Annotated in this window: 18 protein-coding genes; 5 read left to right on the top strand and 13 right to left on the bottom strand. The window is 42.8% G+C overall.

Annotation, left to right across the window (positions count from 1 at the left end):
* Positions 1–232: 232 nt before the first annotated feature.
* Positions 233–907, bottom strand: coding sequence for an RraA family protein (locus tag ACRQQK_RS13560; protein WP_457512218.1), 675 nt, complete (start codon positions 905–907; stop codon positions 233–235).
* Between the two features lie 27 nt (positions 908–934).
* Complete coding sequence (locus ACRQQK_RS13555) at positions 935–1915, bottom strand: hydroxyacid dehydrogenase (protein WP_457512216.1); 981 nt, start codon at positions 1913–1915, stop codon at positions 935–937.
* Between the two features lie 173 nt (positions 1916–2088).
* Between ACRQQK_RS13555 and ACRQQK_RS13550 the strand changes: the two genes are divergently transcribed.
* A complete protein-coding gene (locus tag ACRQQK_RS13550; protein WP_457512214.1) occupies positions 2089–2982 on the top strand; it encodes a LysR substrate-binding domain-containing protein in 894 nt (297 codons plus the stop codon).
* A gap of 275 nt (positions 2983–3257) precedes the next feature.
* On the opposite strand, the gene ACRQQK_RS13545 is transcribed toward ACRQQK_RS13550, so the two are convergent.
* Positions 3258–6296 (bottom strand): efflux RND transporter permease subunit, encoded by a 3039-nt coding sequence (locus ACRQQK_RS13545; RefSeq protein WP_457512212.1) that lies wholly within the window; start codon positions 6294–6296, stop codon positions 3258–3260.
* Positions 6297–6300: 4 nt separating this feature from the next.
* Complete coding sequence (locus ACRQQK_RS13540; protein ID WP_457512210.1) at positions 6301–7386, bottom strand: efflux RND transporter periplasmic adaptor subunit; 1086 nt, start codon at positions 7384–7386, stop codon at positions 6301–6303.
* 385 nt (positions 7387–7771) lie between these two features.
* Here ACRQQK_RS13540 and ACRQQK_RS13535 point away from each other — a divergent pair, with 385 nt between their 5' ends.
* Positions 7772–8398: a TetR/AcrR family transcriptional regulator gene (locus tag ACRQQK_RS13535; protein ID WP_457512208.1), complete on the top strand. Its 627-nt coding sequence runs from the start codon at positions 7772–7774 to the stop codon at positions 8396–8398.
* 75 nt (positions 8399–8473) lie between these two features.
* On the opposite strand, the gene ACRQQK_RS13530 is transcribed toward ACRQQK_RS13535, so the two are convergent.
* Positions 8474–9676, bottom strand: coding sequence for an MFS transporter (locus tag ACRQQK_RS13530; protein WP_457512206.1), 1203 nt, complete (start codon positions 9674–9676; stop codon positions 8474–8476).
* 116 nt (positions 9677–9792) lie between these two features.
* Here ACRQQK_RS13530 and soxR point away from each other — a divergent pair, with 116 nt between their 5' ends.
* Positions 9793–10257 carry a redox-sensitive transcriptional activator SoxR gene (soxR, locus tag ACRQQK_RS13525; RefSeq protein ID WP_457512204.1) on the top strand — a complete coding sequence of 155 codons (465 nt, stop codon included), beginning with the start codon at positions 9793–9795 and terminating at the stop codon, positions 10255–10257.
* Between the two features lie 7 nt (positions 10258–10264).
* Here soxR and ACRQQK_RS13520 read toward each other — a convergent pair whose 3' ends face one another.
* The 4 genes from ACRQQK_RS13520 to cspE all read right to left on the bottom strand — a co-directional run bounded on the left by ACRQQK_RS13520 (position 10265) and on the right by cspE (position 13766).
* Positions 10265–11170: a hypothetical protein gene (locus ACRQQK_RS13520; RefSeq protein WP_457512202.1), complete on the bottom strand. Its 906-nt coding sequence runs from the start codon at positions 11168–11170 to the stop codon at positions 10265–10267.
* 105 nt (positions 11171–11275) lie between these two features.
* Positions 11276–12700, bottom strand: coding sequence for an MATE family efflux transporter (locus tag ACRQQK_RS13515; protein ID WP_457512200.1), 1425 nt, complete (start codon positions 12698–12700; stop codon positions 11276–11278).
* Positions 12701–12989: 289 nt separating this feature from the next.
* A complete protein-coding gene (locus tag ACRQQK_RS13510) occupies positions 12990–13139 on the bottom strand; it encodes a hypothetical protein (protein WP_457512198.1) in 150 nt (49 codons plus the stop codon).
* A 414-nt stretch (positions 13140–13553) separates the two neighbouring features.
* Positions 13554–13766: a transcription antiterminator/RNA stability regulator CspE gene (cspE, locus tag ACRQQK_RS13505; protein ID WP_042479407.1), complete on the bottom strand. Its 213-nt coding sequence runs from the start codon at positions 13764–13766 to the stop codon at positions 13554–13556.
* A gap of 425 nt (positions 13767–14191) precedes the next feature.
* Between cspE and ACRQQK_RS13500 the strand changes: the two genes are divergently transcribed.
* The gene (locus tag ACRQQK_RS13500) at positions 14192–15349 is read left to right on the top strand and encodes an iron-containing alcohol dehydrogenase (RefSeq protein WP_457512196.1); all 1158 of its coding nucleotides are present in this window, start codon (positions 14192–14194) and stop codon (positions 15347–15349) included.
* Between the two features lie 94 nt (positions 15350–15443).
* Here the strand turns inward: ACRQQK_RS13500 and murQ are convergent, their stop codons facing one another.
* The 3 genes from murQ to ACRQQK_RS13485 form a co-directional block, all read right to left on the bottom strand.
* Positions 15444–16346 carry an N-acetylmuramic acid 6-phosphate etherase gene (gene murQ / locus ACRQQK_RS13495; RefSeq protein ID WP_457512194.1) on the bottom strand — a complete coding sequence of 301 codons (903 nt, stop codon included), beginning with the start codon at positions 16344–16346 and terminating at the stop codon, positions 15444–15446.
* 35 nt (positions 16347–16381) lie between these two features.
* Positions 16382–16939 (bottom strand): class IV adenylate cyclase, encoded by a 558-nt coding sequence (gene cyaB / locus ACRQQK_RS13490; RefSeq protein ID WP_457512192.1) that lies wholly within the window; start codon positions 16937–16939, stop codon positions 16382–16384.
* 73 nt (positions 16940–17012) lie between these two features.
* Complete coding sequence (locus ACRQQK_RS13485; RefSeq protein WP_457512190.1) at positions 17013–17924, bottom strand: LysR family transcriptional regulator; 912 nt, start codon at positions 17922–17924, stop codon at positions 17013–17015.
* A 98-nt stretch (positions 17925–18022) separates the two neighbouring features.
* On the opposite strand from ACRQQK_RS13485, the gene ACRQQK_RS13480 reads away from it, so the two are divergent.
* Positions 18023–18931, top strand: a complete 909-nt coding sequence (locus ACRQQK_RS13480) for a DMT family transporter (RefSeq protein ID WP_457512188.1) — start codon at positions 18023–18025, stop codon at positions 18929–18931.
* Positions 18932–18952: 21 nt separating this feature from the next.
* On the opposite strand, the gene ACRQQK_RS13475 is transcribed toward ACRQQK_RS13480, so the two are convergent.
* Complete coding sequence (locus ACRQQK_RS13475; RefSeq protein WP_457512186.1) at positions 18953–19459, bottom strand: GNAT family N-acetyltransferase; 507 nt, start codon at positions 19457–19459, stop codon at positions 18953–18955.
* Between the last annotated feature and the right edge of the window lie 46 nt (positions 19460–19505).

The raw sequence follows: 19505 nt of genomic DNA, 5'->3' as shown, positions 1-19505 counted from the left end.
TATTCCACGTATTGGAGATATAATCATCTTTAATAACAAACGATAAATGCATTCAATATATTAATGACAATAAAAAAATATAAGCATAAGGTTGATTTTAAACCACCCAAATCAATCATCGTAGCTTATAACTACTCACTTATTATAATTATAATCAATACACATTCACGTTATATTTAATTATTAAATATTATATCTATTATCTTATATTTATATTATTTTAAATAGTTATTTATAATACAACGCATCCTTTACTCTGCAATGTTTTATCAACCCAGGTACGATCATTAGTACCTTCGCTAATTGCAGCCATCTGCTTTACTTCTTTATCCTGTTTAAGCAGCGTACTTTCCAAAATCCACTCGGCGTCATCTAGAGGAACCGATAATACTCCATCTGAATCGCCAATAATGATATCTCCAGGGTTAATAACCATACCATCAATACTAATTGGCACGTTAATCTCCCCAGGTCCATCTTTAAATGGTCCACGATGGGTCACACCTGCTGCAAAAGTTGGTAAATTAACTGATCGGAATGCATCCAAATCACGAATAGCACCATTGAGAACGAAACCAACAACACCTTTCTTGATCGCATACGCAAGCATTAACTCACCCATTAATGCATTCGATATTTCACCACCGCCATCAACAACAATAACATCTCCCGGAACAGCCATATCAATGGCTTTGTGTAACATTAAGTTATCTCCTGGTCGTGTTTTAACTGTGATCGCAGAACCAATCAATGCCCCAGATGTGTGCATAGGACGAAGATTCGGACCAGCAGCAAATAAACGATTCATTGAGTCAGAAACATTTGCTACAGGTAAGCCTTTATAAGATTGCAGTAGCTCCTTTGAAGCCGTGCGAACTCTAGTATTTATTTTAAATCCAATTGTCATCCTTTATTCTCCGCTCTTGTGTCACTTTTAAACCATCAACTTACGATTAACTATCCGATGTTCGGGTAACCGCCCACCTTCAACAACGGCAATAATGCCTTCAGCAGCTGATTCACTGACTCGAGTACTACCTTCATTGGTAACGCCCGCAATATGAGGGGTTACAACTATGTTTCTTTCTTGGAAGAAAGGATGGGTTACCGAAGGCGGCTCAACTGCAAATGTATCCAGACCAGCCCCAGCTAAATGACCAGATTGAATCGCTTTAACCAAAGCGTGTTCATCGATCAATCCACCTCTTGCGGTATTCACAATAAAGCTACCCCCAGGCATTAGTTTAATAGCGGCTTCGTTGATGATTTGGTTTGTCTCTGAAGTCAGAGGAGAGTGCAGGCTTAGCACATGACTTTTTGATAATAGTTGCTCTAACGTATCGCATCGTTTAACGCCGAACTGCTCAAAAATTACTGCGTCTGCATAGGGATCATAGCCGAATAAAGTCATCCCTAAACCTTGGGCAATCTTGGCCGTTTCCTGCGCGATAGCACCCATACCTAAAAGACCAAAAGTTTTAGATGCAACTTCATAACCGGAGAACTGAGGCTTTTCCCAAAGACCACTATGTAATCCTTGATTTAAAGGAATAATCTGTTTTGTCACCGCCAACATTAGAGCAATAGTGTGTTCAGCAACGGACACCGCATTAGCACCTGAAGCCACGACAACAGGAATACCTTTTTCAGCGGCAGCTTTAATATCAATGTTATCGACGCCGACACCGTGCTTTGCTATGACTTTTAAATGAACCTGAGCAGCGTCAATAATCGCTGAAGTAATCTTGCCCATACGGGAGATGATGCCAACTGGCTTCGTCTTTTTCACTAACTCAATAAGATCATGCTCTTCACTATAAGGAGCGGTATATACCAGTTTAAAACCTCTTGCTGTTAACAATTCAACAGCGGAAGGAGCTAAGCTAGGTCCAGTTACAATTATTGTTTTTTCCATATTTTATTATCTTTTTTGTAGGGGTATCAGCAAAAAATAAAGTAAAAAGGTTAAAAATTGGTGATGTACAAATCAATTTCCTACCTTTCAGATCTTGAAACCTAGACTACAAAACAAAAAAAACTTATGGTAGCAAAAAATATTTAACAATAAATAAAGAATAATTTTACATAATGGACACAAGACAACTCAAAACATTAGTTGCAATTTGGAAGCATGGTACATTTGCCAAAGCGGCTTTAGACGTGTGTTTAACGCCCGCCGCTGTCGGTCAACAAATAGCAGCATTGGAACAAGAGCTAGATATACAGTTGTTTGATAGAACAAATCGTCCTCCTAAATTAACACCGCAAGGTATGCAGGCCGTTGAAATGGCAAGTCAGATTTTGAGGCTGGAAGAAGATACAAAACTATCACTCAAAGGTGATTTGGTATCAGGAACGTTTGTTATAGGGGCTGTACGATCAAGTGCGCTTAACTTGCTACCCACAGCTATGGTTGAGATGTGTAAGGACTATCCTCAATTAAAAACGCGATTGAAAGTAGGACATTCTAAAGACTTGGTAGCAGATATCGCTTCTGGTCAATTGGATGCAGCAATCGTCGCTGAACATGTAAAAATTCCACCCAATCTAAAATGGAGTCCGTTCATCAATGAGCCACTCTGGTTAATATCAGCAAAGGATATGAGCGGGTTTACGTTAAGAGAAATTCTAGAAGAATCTCCTTTCATTCGCTTCACGAGTAACGTTCCACTTGCAAACCTAATCAATACAGAATTGTCTCGAATGGAAGTTACGACATCCGATATAGCGGAAGTAGATAATATCGAGTCTATAATCGCATGCGTTCAACATGGTCTTGGTACTGCTATTGTCCCACAAATGTCCATAAAACCCGAAATGTCATCAATATTCAGAATACCTTTTGGCACTCCTCAAATAACTAGGCAAATAGGTATAGTGGAACGTCAATCTAGTCCGAGAAAAGCTATAATTAGCAAACTACACACTATCCTGTTGGATAAAATTAAGGCAGGTTACGATCACTTAAGTGACATTAGATGAGAATGAAAAATACAGTTTAAAGTAAGGTGTCGCTTTATGATGTTTAACATTAGTTTATAAACACTTAACTGAACATATGTGACCAAAGGTAGTTTCAAGCAGAATTAAACGCTTTACCTAATTTTAGTAATGTGTAGGTCCATGACTTAACCATCAACATAATTACTCCCAACAAAAAGCCACAAACTCTCAGGAATTTGTGGCTTTTTTACTTTTTCATCTTTAAACGATGTTCGCGATATCAAAGTAGCGCGAACAGCTGTATTTTAAGTAACCTATTGCCCATCTTCTGCCCTGAAAACTAGGGCATAAAATATCGGTAATACAACCATGGTGAGTACGGTAGCGAAGACCAGCCCACCAATGATAGTGATTGCCATAGATACAAAAAATGCATCGAAAATAAGAGGCGTCATTCCCAAAGCAGTGGTGAGCGCAGCCATTGCGACAGGACGCAAACGGCTCACACAGGAATCAACAATCGCTTCCATCAGGGCTTTCCCTGCTCTGGTTTCTATGTTGATCTCTTCTACTAAAACAATGGCATTCTTTATCAGCATCCCTATTAGGCTTAAAAAGCCTAATAACGCCATAAAGCCGAATGGCTGATTCGTTGCCAATAAACCAACGGTCACACCGATCAAAGCAAGGGGCACACATAACCATATCACTGCCGTTTGTCGCAGCGAGTTAAACATAGTAATGGTCAGCAATATCATTGCCAGAATGAACAGCGGTATGCTTGTTGCTATCCCAGCTTCAGCTTTATTTTGCTCTTCATACTCACCGCGCCATTCCAATTTATAGCCTTTGGGAAGCGGGATAGACTCCACTTGAGGGCGCAATTGAGCAAAGAGTTGACTAGCATTTCCATCGACTGGATCCGCAAACACTGTAATGGTTCTTTCTCTGTTGCGACGAAGGATTAAGCCATCTTCGAAAACCAATTCAAATGACTGTACTACTTGCCTTAAAGGGATCATTCGCTGAGCGAAAGGGCTCCAGATCTGAATATTTCCCAAGCTACCAATATCGTATCTAACACTATCGTCTGCCCGAACAATAATGGGCAATAGCAGATCATTTTCCCTGAATACGCCTGTCGTTACTCCCTCGAATGACTCTTTAATTGCTTCAGCTACCATTGATCGAGATATACCATTCAGGTTCGCCTGCTCTTCCAGCAACACCGCTTTGACCACTTTGATCTTCTGTCGCCAGTCCGTGCGGATGGCTTTTGCATTAGGTTCAGATGAAAATATCTCCGTTATTTGGTCAGCAATGGTTCGTAACTGCTCTGGATCAGGTCCACTAACTCTCGCCTGAATTTTTCCCAAAGCTGCGGTGCCAAGTGCAAACGGAGAGGCGTATATCAAAGCATTGGGATATTTCTCGACTAGCTGTTGTTCAACTTTTGGAATCAGTTCTTTGATCACTCTGTAGTCATCAACGTCTACTAAAAACTGAGCATAACTCGTATTAGGCTGTTGAGGTTCATAAGTTAACAAAAACCTTAATGCGCCTTCTCCAGTCATCGTGGTTACATGAGTGACATGAGATTGCTCTCGTAAATACTGCTCAATTGAACCCGCATTTTGCTTGGTATCGTCAATGTGCGTACCTTGCGGCAACCACATATCAACCATGAACTGCGCGCGTGTTGAATCAGGGAAAAAGTTCTGGCTAACGAATGAGAAGCCCCATAGAGAAACCGCAAATATCGCCAAAACGGATGCGGAACTTAAATATCGATGACGAATACAGTGTTTCAACAGTCGTTTGTATTTGGAATAGAATCTTCCTGCGTAAGGATCGTTTAATTCCGAGGCCTGCTTCGGCGGTTTTAAAAAAAGAACGCACAGCAATGGCGTCACCGTCACTGCGGTAACCCAACTTAGTAACAATGACACCATCACTACCTGAAACAATGAACGGCAGTACTCTCCAGTGGCATCGTTTGATGTACCAATTGCCGCAAACGCCAAAATTGCAATTAATGTCGCCGCCAATAACGGCCAAGCCGACTGACTAACGACGATAGGGGCGGCGCTGCGTGCACTTTCCCCCTTCTGCATACGTATCAAAATGCCATCAACGATCACAATCGCATTATCAACCAGCATACCCAGAGCAATGATGAGAGCACCAAGAGAAATCCGCTCTAACGCCACCCCCATAGGATCTAAAAATAGGAATGAACCAGCGATAGTAAGAACGAGGATAAAACCAATTAATAAGCCACTACGTAATCCCATAAAAATCAGCAATACCGCGATTACGATGGCTACCGCTTCCACTAAACTCGCGATAAAACCAGAAATGGCTTCTGTTACCGCTTCTGACTGCAAAGAAACAAAGCCAAACTCAATTCCCGCAGGTCGCTGACCTTCTAGCTCAGTCAATTTGCTCAGGACAGCTTCACCCATATCGACGACATTACCGCCCGTTACGGTTGAGATCCCTATACCGATACCTAACTTTCCATCAAACTGAATAAGTGCCGACGGTGGGTCAACGTAACCTCGCTTTATTTTGGCAATATCACGAAGGTAAAACTGTTTGCTTGAACCGTCTGTAATCAACATCGATTCGAAACCTGCAACGGATTCCAAACCTCCCGTCGGCGAAATAGCAACGTAGGAGGAACCGATCTTGGCATTACCAGCGTCTACCACAACACCTTTACTACTCAATTGCTGTGCAATTACATTCGAAGAGATGCCTAGCTGCGCTAATCTGTCTCGATTAAACTCAACGAAAATAGCTTCCGTACGCTCGCCATAAGTGTTTATCTTGCCAACACCGTCAACGAGAAGAAGCTGCTGTTGCAGATCATCGACATATTTTTTCAATTCACCGTAACTGTATCCGTCACTCGTAATAACCATGAAGATGCTGTAAACATCGCCGAAATCATCAATAACCAGAGAAGGCCCAGATCCTGGCGGAAGATATTGCTGAACATCACCCACTTTTTGCCTAAGTTTGTTCCAAACCTGAGGTAGGGTTTCCTTGTTATATTTGTCTTTGATTGAAACCGTGATCGTAGAAAGTCCGGGTTCAGACTTAGAAGTGACTTTATCGAGTTCCCCTAATTGCTGAACGGATTTCTCAAGTAATTCAGTGACTTCCTGTTCCACTTCAAGAGCTGTCGCCCCTTTATACGGGGTAACAATCAGCGCTTCTTTTATCGTGAACTCTGGGTCTTCTAGTCGGCTCATATCTTTGAAAACCATAAGACCCGTAATCAACATAACGACGGTCAAGACCAGTGTAACAACTCGCTTTTCAATTGCGATAGACGCTATATTCATCGATTCACTCCTCCAGCGGATACACGGAATAGCCATCGAATAAACTGTGAACACCTGATACCGCTATACGGTCCCCTTTCTTTAACCCAGATTTCACCAAGACTTTCTTCGCTGTAATGTCGCCCAATTCTATTGTTTGCTTTGTAACAACACCCTTATCAGCTTCGTATAACCATACGAAAGCTTTATTGTCTGAGTTACCAACAATCGCCTCTATCGGAACATATATGTTGGCGTTCTCCGTTGATTTGGGTTGATACAAGACATGACCACTCATACCCGAACCCAATGAAATATTCTGTGGCGCATTAAACTCAACGGTGACTTTGTAAGTACGAGTGATGGGATCAGCAACGCTAGAAAACTCAGTAATAACGCCTGGGAAACGTTCATTCGGTAAGGCACTTACGGTAACAAATAGCTGTTCCGAGAGATTAATGTCTTTGGCTGAAGCGACTCTTCCTCCTTTTACCCAATCAACCTCTGGTACATCGACGACCATCTCCAAAGCAGAGTCACTATGCAGTTGAATAACCGCTTGTTTTGCGTAGACAGTGTCAAACTTCTCAATGTCTTTACGTGCAATTCGACCAGAAAAAGGCGCTTGTAACGACGTATCTTCCAATGCTTTTTTTGCTTGTTTGAATGCAGCTTGTGCTACTTCCATATTACGCTTTGCCTGATCGAATGCCTGAGGTGTTACAGCATTGGATTCTAGGGCTTTTTTATATCGCTCATAATCCTTGTGACTGGCATCTTTTTCGATCTTGGCGCTTTCAAACTGAGCTTGATAATCTCTGGGATCAAGTTGGGCTAATACTTGCCCGGCAACAACGAGATCACCTTCCTTCACTTTTATATCAGTGACTTTACCCGGCACCTCAAAAGCCAGAGTAGATTTGTTTACCGCAGTAACACTGCCTGGATATTTATATAAAATCTGAGGCGCATCACCACCTAGCGTATAAAGCTTAACAGGTCTAGAAACCTGTTCGCTCTCGTGTGGTTGTTGCTGATCGCATCCCGCCATAATAAGCGCAGTACTCAATACAAGCACGGTCCACCTTAAACGTTGGCATAAGTCATTCATGTATTCCTCCACAATAAACTGACGGTTACTGGCGAATACATGTTGCTGTTTAAATTGTGTACTTCGCCTTGATTAAGGGGATTCTATTACAAGATCACTAATTAACACAACACCTGTTATATTAATTATTAATGAACTCTGAGCCGTGAAAAAAAGTAAGGAATAGAAATGACAAACAACAAAATTATCGATTTAAAATCATTAAGTTAATGAACACCCATAACTAAACAGATGAATTAAATCATCCACTAGAGACTTAGATCAGCATCGAACATCGGCACAGATCAACACATGACTACCCTTTTTTGACAACAACTGTTACTTTAATAAAAAATTCCAAACTAGCCTGTGTGGCAAAACCTAAGCAACGAGTGGACACCTTTAGATGAGCAAAAGTGATCAAGAACCCAACAATGCCATTGTGAAACAAAAAAGAGGCCGCCCTGTTGGTGACCATGATTCAAAACGAAATGAACTTGTTGATGCAGTGATTGAGCTACTGTCTGAGAAAGGATGCCAAGGTATCTCTTTTCGCAAAGTAGCCGCCAAAGTAGGTTGTACAACTGGCGCTGTGACCTACTACTTTGAAAATAAAGAAGCGATGCTGATTGCTGCTACTGATTATTTATTTGGTCAATTTGAACTCATTTTGGCAGGAGAAAATGGGGATGTGAAAATTGTATTAGATAACTGGCTTAACTGGTCTCTCAGTGAAAGTTCAGAGGTCGCTCCTATCGTCGCTGAGTTGTTCGTTTATGCAAGACAAGACCCTAATTACGCCCAGCACCTGCAAAAGTGGTATGTAAGAATGAGAAGCTCATTAACCGCAACTTTAGAGCAAGGACAAGCTCGTGGCGAAATTAGAACCGATATTGATGCTGCATTTCTCGCTGATCAGTTAAGTGCCCTCGTCGATGGATGGATGATCATATCGCCGATAGAACCGCAACGTTATGATCCCCAACAGACCAAGGCATTTTTTGATATAACCTTAAAACTACTTGCCCCATAAAATAATCGAATGAGTAGTATGGTGTTGTTCATAGCATCATTAATGCTAAGCCGGAAAATAAAAGCCAACGTAAAATTAAACCGTACTTACTTTAAGTTCGAATGCTTTGCTCAGGCGTAACATTAACAACACAGCTATCGCCATAACCATTGAAGCAAGAAAGAAACCTAACTGAGTAATGCCAAAATGACTCAAAAACGCAATGGCAACATAGCTGATGCTTTGTGCTAGGGTGGCAAACATTTGCAAGCCACCATCCGCTCGGCCACGTTGGTGAATACTGATACTGTGGTGCATCCAGTTTGTCCGAGCGATTCTATTTAATGCGTTAAACGTGCCAAAGAAAAAAGTGAATATCAGCAACATCATTGGTGTGGGTGATAAGCTCATGCCGAAAAGCATAATCGTAGCCAACCCCATTGCACCAACCATAATTCCCTGATGAGAACCTAGCCCCAAAAATCTTCCGACCAGTAAGCCTGTGACTAGTGACCCCATACCAAACGCGATGTTATAGCCAGCAAACCAGTCGCCAGAGATACCCGTTTCAGCAAACCAAATCGGCACTAGCTTAGTCAGGAAGGTAAGAATGGGGTAACTCAACGCAGAGAGCATTAAAAAGGCGTAAAAATGGGGGCTTCGAGTAAAAATGTCTCTGCTCTCTTTCATTTGGCCAACAAACGACACAGAACTAGACTGTCGTAATTGTCGGCGATAAGGCGTCAATATGTAGCTAACACTCGCAATTGCAGAGGCTATTGCCGCGAATGCAGAAAACTCTAGCATTCCCCACATTTCGAGTAACACAACGCCCAAAGCACCGGAACCCAACGTCGTTCCCTGCATAATCACTTCTTGTTTGCCGGAGATAACCGCATATTCATGTTGATGAAAGTTCTCCTGAGTAAACGCATTATTGGTTGCCCAAGCTAGATTACTGGACGCCCAAAACACCAACTGCGCAGCCGCAAGTAGCCAATGCGACTCGTATCCAGCCCCATAAAACACCGCAACAAAAACAGCCGTCCCTGCTTGCACAAACTGTACGAATACCAGTAACTGCTTTCTCGAATGTCGGTCAATCAAGGTGGAAAAAATCGGTGTTAGGAAAAACGAAATTGCCGTACATGCCAACGCCACTATCGCGACGAATGCCCCCATGTTGGGAGTTGACAGCATTGCCCAAGGTAACGCCATCATAAACAGTCCTGACGATATACCATCAAAGAAACGCCCTGTTAGATAAGCGTTGGCACGCGTTTTTTCTGTTGCTTCCATATTTCTATTCCATCTGCTATTAATTTGCAGTCAGGTTAATACCTCAAGTTAACTTTAGGTAAAGCGTTATTTGCCTATAATTTAGATAAATAACGAGAGCAAATGGAGAGTTAGATATGGAGATGACAGTCGGTGAAGTGGCTAAACGATCTGGAGTGAATGTCTCCACATTGCACTTCTACGAACAGAAAGGGCTGATCTTCAGTTGGCGCAATCAAGGCAACCAACGTCGGTATCATAGAAATGTTCTGCGAAGAATCGCTGTGATTAAAGCGGCGCAGATGGTCGGACTGACGTTAGAAGAGATCTCTGCCTCATTGGCAGATTTGCCGAAGCATCAGGCACCCAGCCGTCAACAGTGGGAGCAAATGGCTTCGAGTTGGAGTGCTATGCTCGAACACCGTATTCAACAGCTACAAGCGTTGAAAAACGATCTTGGGGGCTGCATTGGTTGCGGTTGTTTGTCGATGGACTCATGTGCCATTTACAACCCGCAGGACATTCGAGCAGAAATCTTTGAAGACAAAACTCGCCTAACCAATCCTGAAGAGTGGTCTGGTGAAGTAGAGAGACCAAACTGATACCGATTTATTCATCAAGGGGTGGATGATTATTCATCCATTCTTCAATGGTTAAATAGGTCTTGCCGCCACTTTCAACAAATGGGCTGGACTTATCAACGTTGACCAAAGCATCGTCGGCTACATTTGCCATCGTGAACCATTTAGGCTCTGTAGTGAGATACACAAAGCGACTAGTGCCTGCTCCAGGAAGATAATTTGCATCAGCAAAATCTCCTTTCGAAACAGAGCTGGTAGACGTTGGATAGTAATCGACACCAATACTCATCAGCAGTTCGGCATCAGCATCTGCACTATCAAGCCAAGCTTGCGTACGTACAAATACACCAAGAACATTATTCCCATCGAAAGCGACTTTACTGCTTCCACCATGCAATATATCCGGATGCTGAAACTCGTAGTAGCCAGAACTGTCACCAGGTAACGCACTGCCCTGCCAAGTCACAATATCGGAGTCGTAATACGAAGCCCAAGTGGTTGGCGTGACTGCTAATTTTTCCCAAGAAGCATGGTTTACATCGCTACCTTTAAGCAACCATACTTCGAAATCGCTGTAGTAGACCTTTACGTTGTGATCGATGTTGTTCACTGATTCAAATACAGTGAACCAGCCAGTGAGTGCATTCCATGAGTCAGATGTTTTCAGGCTGTCATCAAGAACAGAATCCGCCCACCATGCGGGTGCAGCATCCCCTCTTGGTAGACCTTGTGTAATATGGCCTGTTTTCGACCAACTGGCATCTGCAGAAGCGTTTAACAGGGTAGCTTGGTTCGCTTTAGTCATGCTATTCACAACATCCGTTGCAAAGGCGGAAGTTGTCTCGGAAGTATTTGTATCTGGAGAGTCTGACTCTTCGCCACCACAGGCTGAAAGCAACAGCGATAAAGCCAGAGCTGGGATAATTTTTTGCATGAGAAAGCAGTAACTTATAGGTGAGGAAATACACCGCTAGATTACCACTAACAAAACAGTAAACTCTAATGTACGTAGGCTGATTAAGCCAATGCTGACAAACGATTAAGCTCTTCTTTCACCCACTTCGATCAGTGCTTCTTCCGATGTCGCCAACGTTTCAATATCGTCTTGTTCAATAATACGGGTTTTCTTCCAGCTTCCACGCGCATACCAAGCCACAGCGACCAGCGCGACAAGTATGTTAGTGACAGCAAAAGACCACCAAATGCCTTTTTCAGCTAAGTAGGTATGTTTAGAAAGAATATACGCCAGAGGGAACTGGAACACCCACTGAGTGAGTAAAGACAGGATCATACTGTTGGTCATATTCCCCGAAGCACGAAACGCTGACATTATCGATAGCTGAACGCCAATGAAGCCCCAAGATAAACACATCACCTTGAGGAATTCAGCACCTTGTTCAACGACCTGCGGATTATCGGGAATGAAAAATCTCACTACGTTTGGTGCCAATAAATACGCAAACACACCGATAACCGTCAACATGACAAAACTCCAAACCGAGCCAATAACGGTAATTTTCGCTGCACGATCAATACGATTAGCACCTAAGTTTTGTCCTACAAGAGTAGATACAGCCATAGCTAATCCCATCGCAGGGATCGTGATCAACTGAAGAATGTTCGAACCTACACCATAAGAGGCTATCGTTACAGTTCCGAAACTCGCTACTAAAAATGACATAGTAATCAGTCCCAGCGCCCGTGCTGAAAGCTCTACCGAACCCGGTGCACCTAAAAAGAAGGCGCGTTTGATGTAGCTCCAGTCAGGCGATAAATCTCGCCATGTTAAGTGAATTCCGTGTTTGCCTTTGGAAAGAATATAAAAACCAGTGAGTGCAGCAAGAGCTTGAGTGACAAGCGTTGCCAGTGCAGCGCCGGATACTCCTAAACCATCGAAGCTACCGATACCAAAAATAAACAATGGATCTAACACGAAGTTAAGCAGCACCGTACCAAGCACGATATAAAGCGGCACTTTGACTTGCCCAATGCCTCGCATCAATGCTTGAAACATGTTGTAGACAAAGACAAAAATTACGCTAACAAAAGAGATGCGCATAAAGCTGAGAGCATTGGTGTAAACCGCTTCTTCAACACCCAATAACTTCAAGAAGTAAGGTGAAAGCAGATAGCCAAGAAAGCCCAAAACAACAGAGGTAATAAACACCATCAACATGGTTTGCCCAGCGACATGGTTTACCTTGTCATACTGCCTTGCTCCCATATATTGAGCGGTCAGAGTCGCACCAGCCATTGCAAGCCCGGCACCTAAAGCAATCACAAGGAAAGTTACTGGCATACTCACAGAAACGGCAGCCACTTCGTTAGCGCCCAAACGGCCAACCCAGAACGCATCCGTCAGTTGATATGCTGACTGCAAAAGTTGTCCGAAAACAATGGGAATAGCGAGTGACAAAAGCGCTTTATTGATAGGACCTTCAATCAACTGTTGTGTTTTTGCCATGCTAACGCCTCTGCTTCAATCTATTTCTTCAATTCATGTCACGTTTATCATAGCTCGACATTTAGGCAAAAAAGACAGATTAACGAAAAGAATGAAAACTTTTTAGTAATGCTAGGAATTGAAAATTAAGGGATTTGGTACTAGATAGGTCAAAATTGAAATCCGGAGAATGAAAATCAATTTTTAAGGAATCGTGATGGCATTCAAACTAAAAGCATATAAATGTTTTAGCAATAGAATTCCATCCAACTTACGCGGCAAATTTAAGAAGCAGTAATAATGTGCAAATTTAAAGATTGAACAATTTTTCTTGTTCTCTTTCTAACAAAATATCTTCAATTTTTCTTCTTGTATCATTTAACGATGGTTTTTTATCAACAATTGATTCTTCTTGAATTTTTTTCTTAGCTTTTGTCTTAGTTTGTTTGCTTTTTTTCATGCTTCTTCTTGCTCTTCAATAATTAGTGAACCAAAAATGTTCCTAATTGGCGCCCTTGGCTAGAAAATATTTCACCTTCATTTGTTGTTTCACAAAATGAAAAGTGAAGATCATCTTCGAATGTTTGGAGCTTAATTAAAGTGTGTCGCTTTAACACATCGCTATTGAGCTGATGAATCGTAGCAGACCACTGTACATTTTGTTGGTGCAAGTGAAAATCTATTTTAAACAAACGGATATGCATCCTTAGCGGTTTTTTTATCGCGTTTGCTATGGTACCAGTAAAGCTGGCGACTTGTTCTTCTAGTCATAAAATACTTCAGATAGTGGAGTGAAATAAGGGGAAGGGATCTTTGGGAAAGAAATAGGAGGTGATGGCGACACCTCCTACTTTAAAACTTATAGTTTTAAAACTTATAGTGGTGATACGTTAGCAGCTTGAGGGCCTTTGTTGCCTTTCTCAATTACGAAGCTAACTTTTTGACCTTCGTTTAACGTTTTAAAGCCTTCAGCAGCGATAGCGTTAAAGTGAACAAATACATCAGCGCCGCCGTTATCAGGAGTGATAAAGCCAAAGCCTTTAGTTTCGTTGAACCACTTTACAGAACCAGTTGTTTGGTTAGACATATATATACCTCGATAAAATTAATTAAAAGTCGTAAACAAAAACTACTTTATGGAATATGAAGAAAAGTTATCGCAGGAATATGACGAGAAAATCGCAAGAGAACTGAGAAGAGACTTGTACTTAATGTTTCATTAATAGCTCATGCTTAAGAGCTGCAGCTACTATACACCTTGTGTGTCAAATAGACAGAGATATTTGCATATATTTTTAATATATTTATTTCATCATCCATAAATTCTCCGACATTATTACTCTCCAGCCCATGCTGCTACTCTGTTTGTCGTTTATCTACTCCTTAAAAATCAAGCATAAATTACTGACAAAAAGACCCAATAAACTTACTCAATGAGTATAATCAGATACCCAGAGATTTTGTCTAGCAGGCAAATAGCTTCAATTATCACGTTCAATGAGTTCAAAGAAGATGAATAATTTTACTTACTTCAACCCCACTAAAGTCCACTTTGGTAAAGGTCAAATTGCGACTCTAAAACAAGAAATCGCACCGAACAGCCGAGTTCTCATAACCTATGGTGGCGGCAGCATTAAGAAAAACGGTGTTTACGACCAAGTCATCGATGCGCTTAAAGATTGCACCGTATTTGAATTCAGCGGTATTGAGCCAAACCCACATTATGAAACGCTGACTAAAGCGATTGAACTGGCTAAACAAGAGAAGGTAGACCTGATCCTTGCTGTGGGTGGCGGTTCAGTGATTGACGGAAGCAAGCTTATTGCTGCAGGCGCTTGTTATGAAGGTGATTACTGGGACATCATTACAACCGGTGGTAACTGCGTGAAGAAAGCACTGCCATTAGGATGCGTATTGACGCTTCCGGCCACGGGCTCAGAGATGAACCGTAACAGTGTGGTAACGCGTGCAGCGACTCAGGATAAGCTCTCTTTCGGATCGGATTTGGTTCGCCCTGCGTTCTCAATTCTAGATCCAGAAACGACCTATTCTCTCCCAGCTCGCCAGATAGCGAATGGCGCGGTAGACAGTTTTGTTCACATCATGGAACAGTACATGACCTACCCTGTAAACGCGAAAGTCTCTGACCGTTTCGCTGAAAGCTTGCTACTGAACATTCTGGAAGATGGTCCGACTGCACTAGAAAAGCCAAACGACTATGAAGTGCGTGCGAACCTAATGTGGACAGCGACAATGGCTTTGAACGGCACATTGAAAAATGGCGTTCCGTCAGACTGGGCTACTCACGCTATTGGTCATGAACTCACTGCGCTATTCGGTTTAGACCACGCGCAAACACTGGCAATTGTAATGCCCTCATTGTGGCGCTATAAAAAAGAGCAGAAGAGAGGCAAACTGCTTCAATACGCAAACCGAGTTCTAAATATCACTTCCGGTAGTGAAGACGAGCTAATCGAACTTACGATTCAAAAAACAGAAGAGTTCTTCACCCAAATGGGCAACCCTACCACGCTTTCTGCTTACGGGTTGGATGAATCAGCCATTCCAGCGGTGAAGCAAAAACTTATCGAACACGACATGTTAGCGCTTGGTGAACACGGTGACATTACTCCCGATGACGTGGTAGAGATCCTCAAGCTAGCAATGTAATACGTTCCCCCTTCGAAGAAGGGATATTAAGGTGCAAATAGAAAGAAGCGGCATAAGCCGCTTCTTTTTTATAGACGTGAATAAGTCACCAAGACTATTTCTCGGTAAGTGCGGCGCGAATAAAGCCCTTGTGCTGCTTAAGTTTGGTGGCTGCCTGTTCGGCATCCAGCCCTGAAAGAATCATTAGAATGGCTGTTTTACAGTGACGATCACATTCGTTGAGTGCTTGTTCCGCTTCTTCACTCGATGCGCCTGTCGCTTCCACCACAATGTTAGTTTGGCGTTGAATGAGTTTGGCGTTAGTTGCTTCAACATCCACCATGAGGTTACCAAACACTTTACCGCTGCGAATCATCGCGCCTGTTGTCAGCATATTTAGTACCAGCTTTTGGGCTGTGCCCGCTTTCATGCGTGACGAACCTGTCACCACTTCTGCACCAACAATCGGAAGAATAGCAATTTGAGCCGTGTCTGCCATTGCACACACAGGATTACACGCCACAGAAACCGTGGTTGCCCCAACTTGTGTCGCATACTCTAAGCCACCCAATACATAAGGCGTACGGCCACTTGCGGCGATACCAACCACTACATCTTTATTGGTTAAGTTCAGATTTTTCAAATCACTTTGTGCCAGATCTCGGTTGTCTTCTGCGTTTTCTACTGCTTTTAGAATCGCTTGATGACCGCCAGCAATCAGACCGACAACCATATCAGGAGACGTGCCATAAGTCGGAGGACATTCACTCGCATCCAAAATACCCAAGCGTCCTGAAGTACCCGCGCCCATGTAGATCAGTCTTCCGCCTTGAGCAAATGCCGCTGTAATCGCATCTACAGCTTGAGCTATCTGAGGAAGTACCGCTTCTACTGCCAGCGCAACTTTTTGGTCTTCTTGGTTGATCACTTTCAACATTTCGGTTGTTGAAAGGGTATCAATCTCAGCGCTTGCTGAATTACGGCTTTCAGTGGTTAAGAGGCTTAAATCAATCTTCATTAGATATCACTCGGTAAGTTTAGCTGAGGGTGATTCTAAGATTTCACCGACTTAGCCACAAACATTTGTTTGTAAGACTTGAACTCCAAGTCGCTTTCGGTAAGCCCAAACTGACTCGCTAAGTTCAGCAGTTCTACGCGGTAGGTTTCGAGCTTACTTTCATCATCCGTCATGGTGGCAAATTCAGCGAAGTCGCCAATACCGTCCAGTGAATCTACAGTAATATGGAAATCGCCGACAAAGTAAATGCTACGCGTTTTCATAGCTTGTAAGCTGACGCGATATCCCAGATTTTTCAGCATGCTCTTCGCGTTGTCGGCATCGGTAATATTGGTCGCTTCACATCGATCTGCTTCAGGGCCTTTGACTATCCACAACTTGATACCCGAAGGCTCCATTGTACGGATACATAAACTTTTGTTCTGCGCTTGAAGCGAATTGTCAGGCGTATCAAAATACCAGTCTCGCTCAGTGTTGTCTTCTAACATAGTTTCATGAGGAAGAGCTTTGAGAGCGTCCAGAAACTCAGCTTTTGACGCAATTCTGAACTTCAACTCAACTTCGTATTTACCTTTAAAGTGTTCACTACTCATTAGAAATACAGCCCTGAAAAAAGAAACCATACTAGCACTTAAGCTCAATGTTGAAGTACAAAACTATCGTTTTTTAATCACTTAGCCTACGCTGCAGAAAATCTACCAACACTTTTAACTGGTTTGGAATGAATCGGGACTGCGGGTATTGCGCCACAATTTCCCCTTGATAGCGGCTGAGTATTTCCCACTCAGGGAACAGCTTTACTACCGCCCCAGACCGTACAAGTTTAACGATTGAGAACTCAGGAAATATCGAAATACCCATTCCTCGAAGTACAGCATCTTTACGAATATGGGTGTGGTTCACCGCCAGTCGCCCATCGACAGATACACTGCGAATCGTCTGGTCTTTGCGGAACTCCCACTTGCGGTCAAACGTAGACTCTCCCAAACGAATGCATTGATGGTTTGCCAACTCTTCAGGCTCAGTTGGGTAACCATGCTCATTTAAATATTCTTTACTTGCACATAAAACCAATCGGTTTGTACCTAGCACTTTAGCAACCAAACCTTCTACAGGCTTTTCTGTAATGTGGATGATCATGTCCACTTCGTGCCCTACCGGATCGATAAAGTGGTCTTCGACAATAAAATGCACCGTTACCTTCGGGTATTGCTGGAGAAAATCCAGAATGATGGGTGACAGAACTTTACTGGAAAAGGCCCTTGGAGCGGCAATTCGAATCTCTCCAGATACTTCATCTTGTGACGAATAAGCAGCATCCGTCGCCAAGCGAGCAGATTTGAGCATATCGACACACAAACTGTAAATCTGCTCTCCTGAAGTACTTAAACGCATATTGCGAGTCGTGCGCTCAAGCAATTTTTTGTTGAGAGAACTTTCCAATTTAGCAATCGAACGACTCACCGAAGAAGGTGCAACACCCAGCCTATCTGCCGCTTTTGAAAAGCTGCCCTCTTCAATCACCACCACAAATATCGCCATTTCCGGCAATAAGGTAATGAGCTTATTCGTGTTCATAGCGCAAAAATCCTTTGCATATCCTCATATTGTTCCGAATAACGTACTAGTGGATAGTGATTGAGTCAATTTCGAACTGTTTTAGAAGGAAGGGAACCATGTCTAGCTTAGCCATTAAAACGAGAACATCGTTTGTTACCATGCCAGAGCTTTTGCTGCTGATGGTTGCGATTGTTTGGGGCACCAGTTACGGATTAACCAAAACAGCCATTGCCTATACTAGTATCTCAATGTTTATTGCTATCCGATTCGGGCTGACGGGTTTTCTGCTGCTTCCATTAGCTTTAAAAGATTTTAAGCAAGGCAAAAACAGGGACTGGAAAGTGGCACTACCAACAGGTGTTATCTTGGCGTTGATTTTCTTTTTCGAAGTGTACGGCGTTTCGCAAACGACCGCCTCGAATGCAGCCTTTCTTATCAGTTTGAATGTGATATTTACGGCTTTGGTCGACAGCCTGCTCAGCAAACACAAACCGAGCCAAAGCCTGATGTTGCTGTCGGTGATCAGTACTGTTGGCGTGCTTCTTCTCACATACCATCAAGATTTGGGTATTTCACTTAACAGTGGTGATCTCTGCATTCTCACTGCCGCAGCTTTGAGGGCCTTAATGGTGACCATGACCAAGAAACTCACTGACAACAAGCAGATAACCAACACCACATTAACCTGCATACAAGCTTTCGCAGTGGCGGTAAGTGCTTATTTGGTTGGAAGCTTGATAGCGCAAGAGCCTTTGTATCACATCCCTACGGATAGAGAATTCTGGCTTGTGACTGCGTTTTTGGTTCTGTTTTGTACTCTGTTTGCGTTCTACGCACAAAACTATGCTGTGAGGAAGATTTCACCGACCAAAGCGTCACTACTGATGGGTAGTGAACCACTGTTCGGCGCATTGTTCTCAATGATGTGGTTAAATGAAACTCTGTCAAATATTCAGTGGATAGGCGCAGCTATTTTGCTGTTTTCAGTATTGACAGCATCCGTCAACAAACCCAACAAGGTTTAAAACGTAAAGCTTTCTATTTCGCTATATACGCTGCGACATTCTAATCAGATCCCAGTTTTTCCCTTTGAAAAAGCGTAAGCCACTGACCGTTTCATAAGGCTTAAAGCCAAGCTTCTCATAGCAAGAGATAGCAGACTGATTGTGAGCGAAAACCGCTAAAGAGAGTGATTGCGGCCCCTCTGATATTTTGGCTTTGGCAATAGCCAACTCAATCATCGTGGTCGCATAACCTTTACCACGGCATGTCGGGTGAATAAAAACTCGACATAGCCTTTGTTCGCAATCCGACACTTTAAATAGCTCAATAAACCCCACCATCTCGTCATTCACTCCAAATAAAAACGGGGATGGCGCCAGTTTCCTATAGTGCGTTTCAAGTTGCTCAACGGTTAGCGGGTATTCGAATTGTGGCCCACCCCAAAGGTAATTCAGCTCATCTGAGTCAATCCATTCCATCAGCAACGGATAGTGCTGGGGCTCAAAATTAATCAGTTTGGCGTTTAGGCTACATTGCTGTTTTGTTTCCATTTTGCATTCTTACTCAATGTTCCATATGAACCCTACACTATTGGAG

The organism is Vibrio sp. C8, from assembly GCF_054051265.1.
This window is presented reverse-complemented; position numbering and strand designations above follow the sequence as displayed.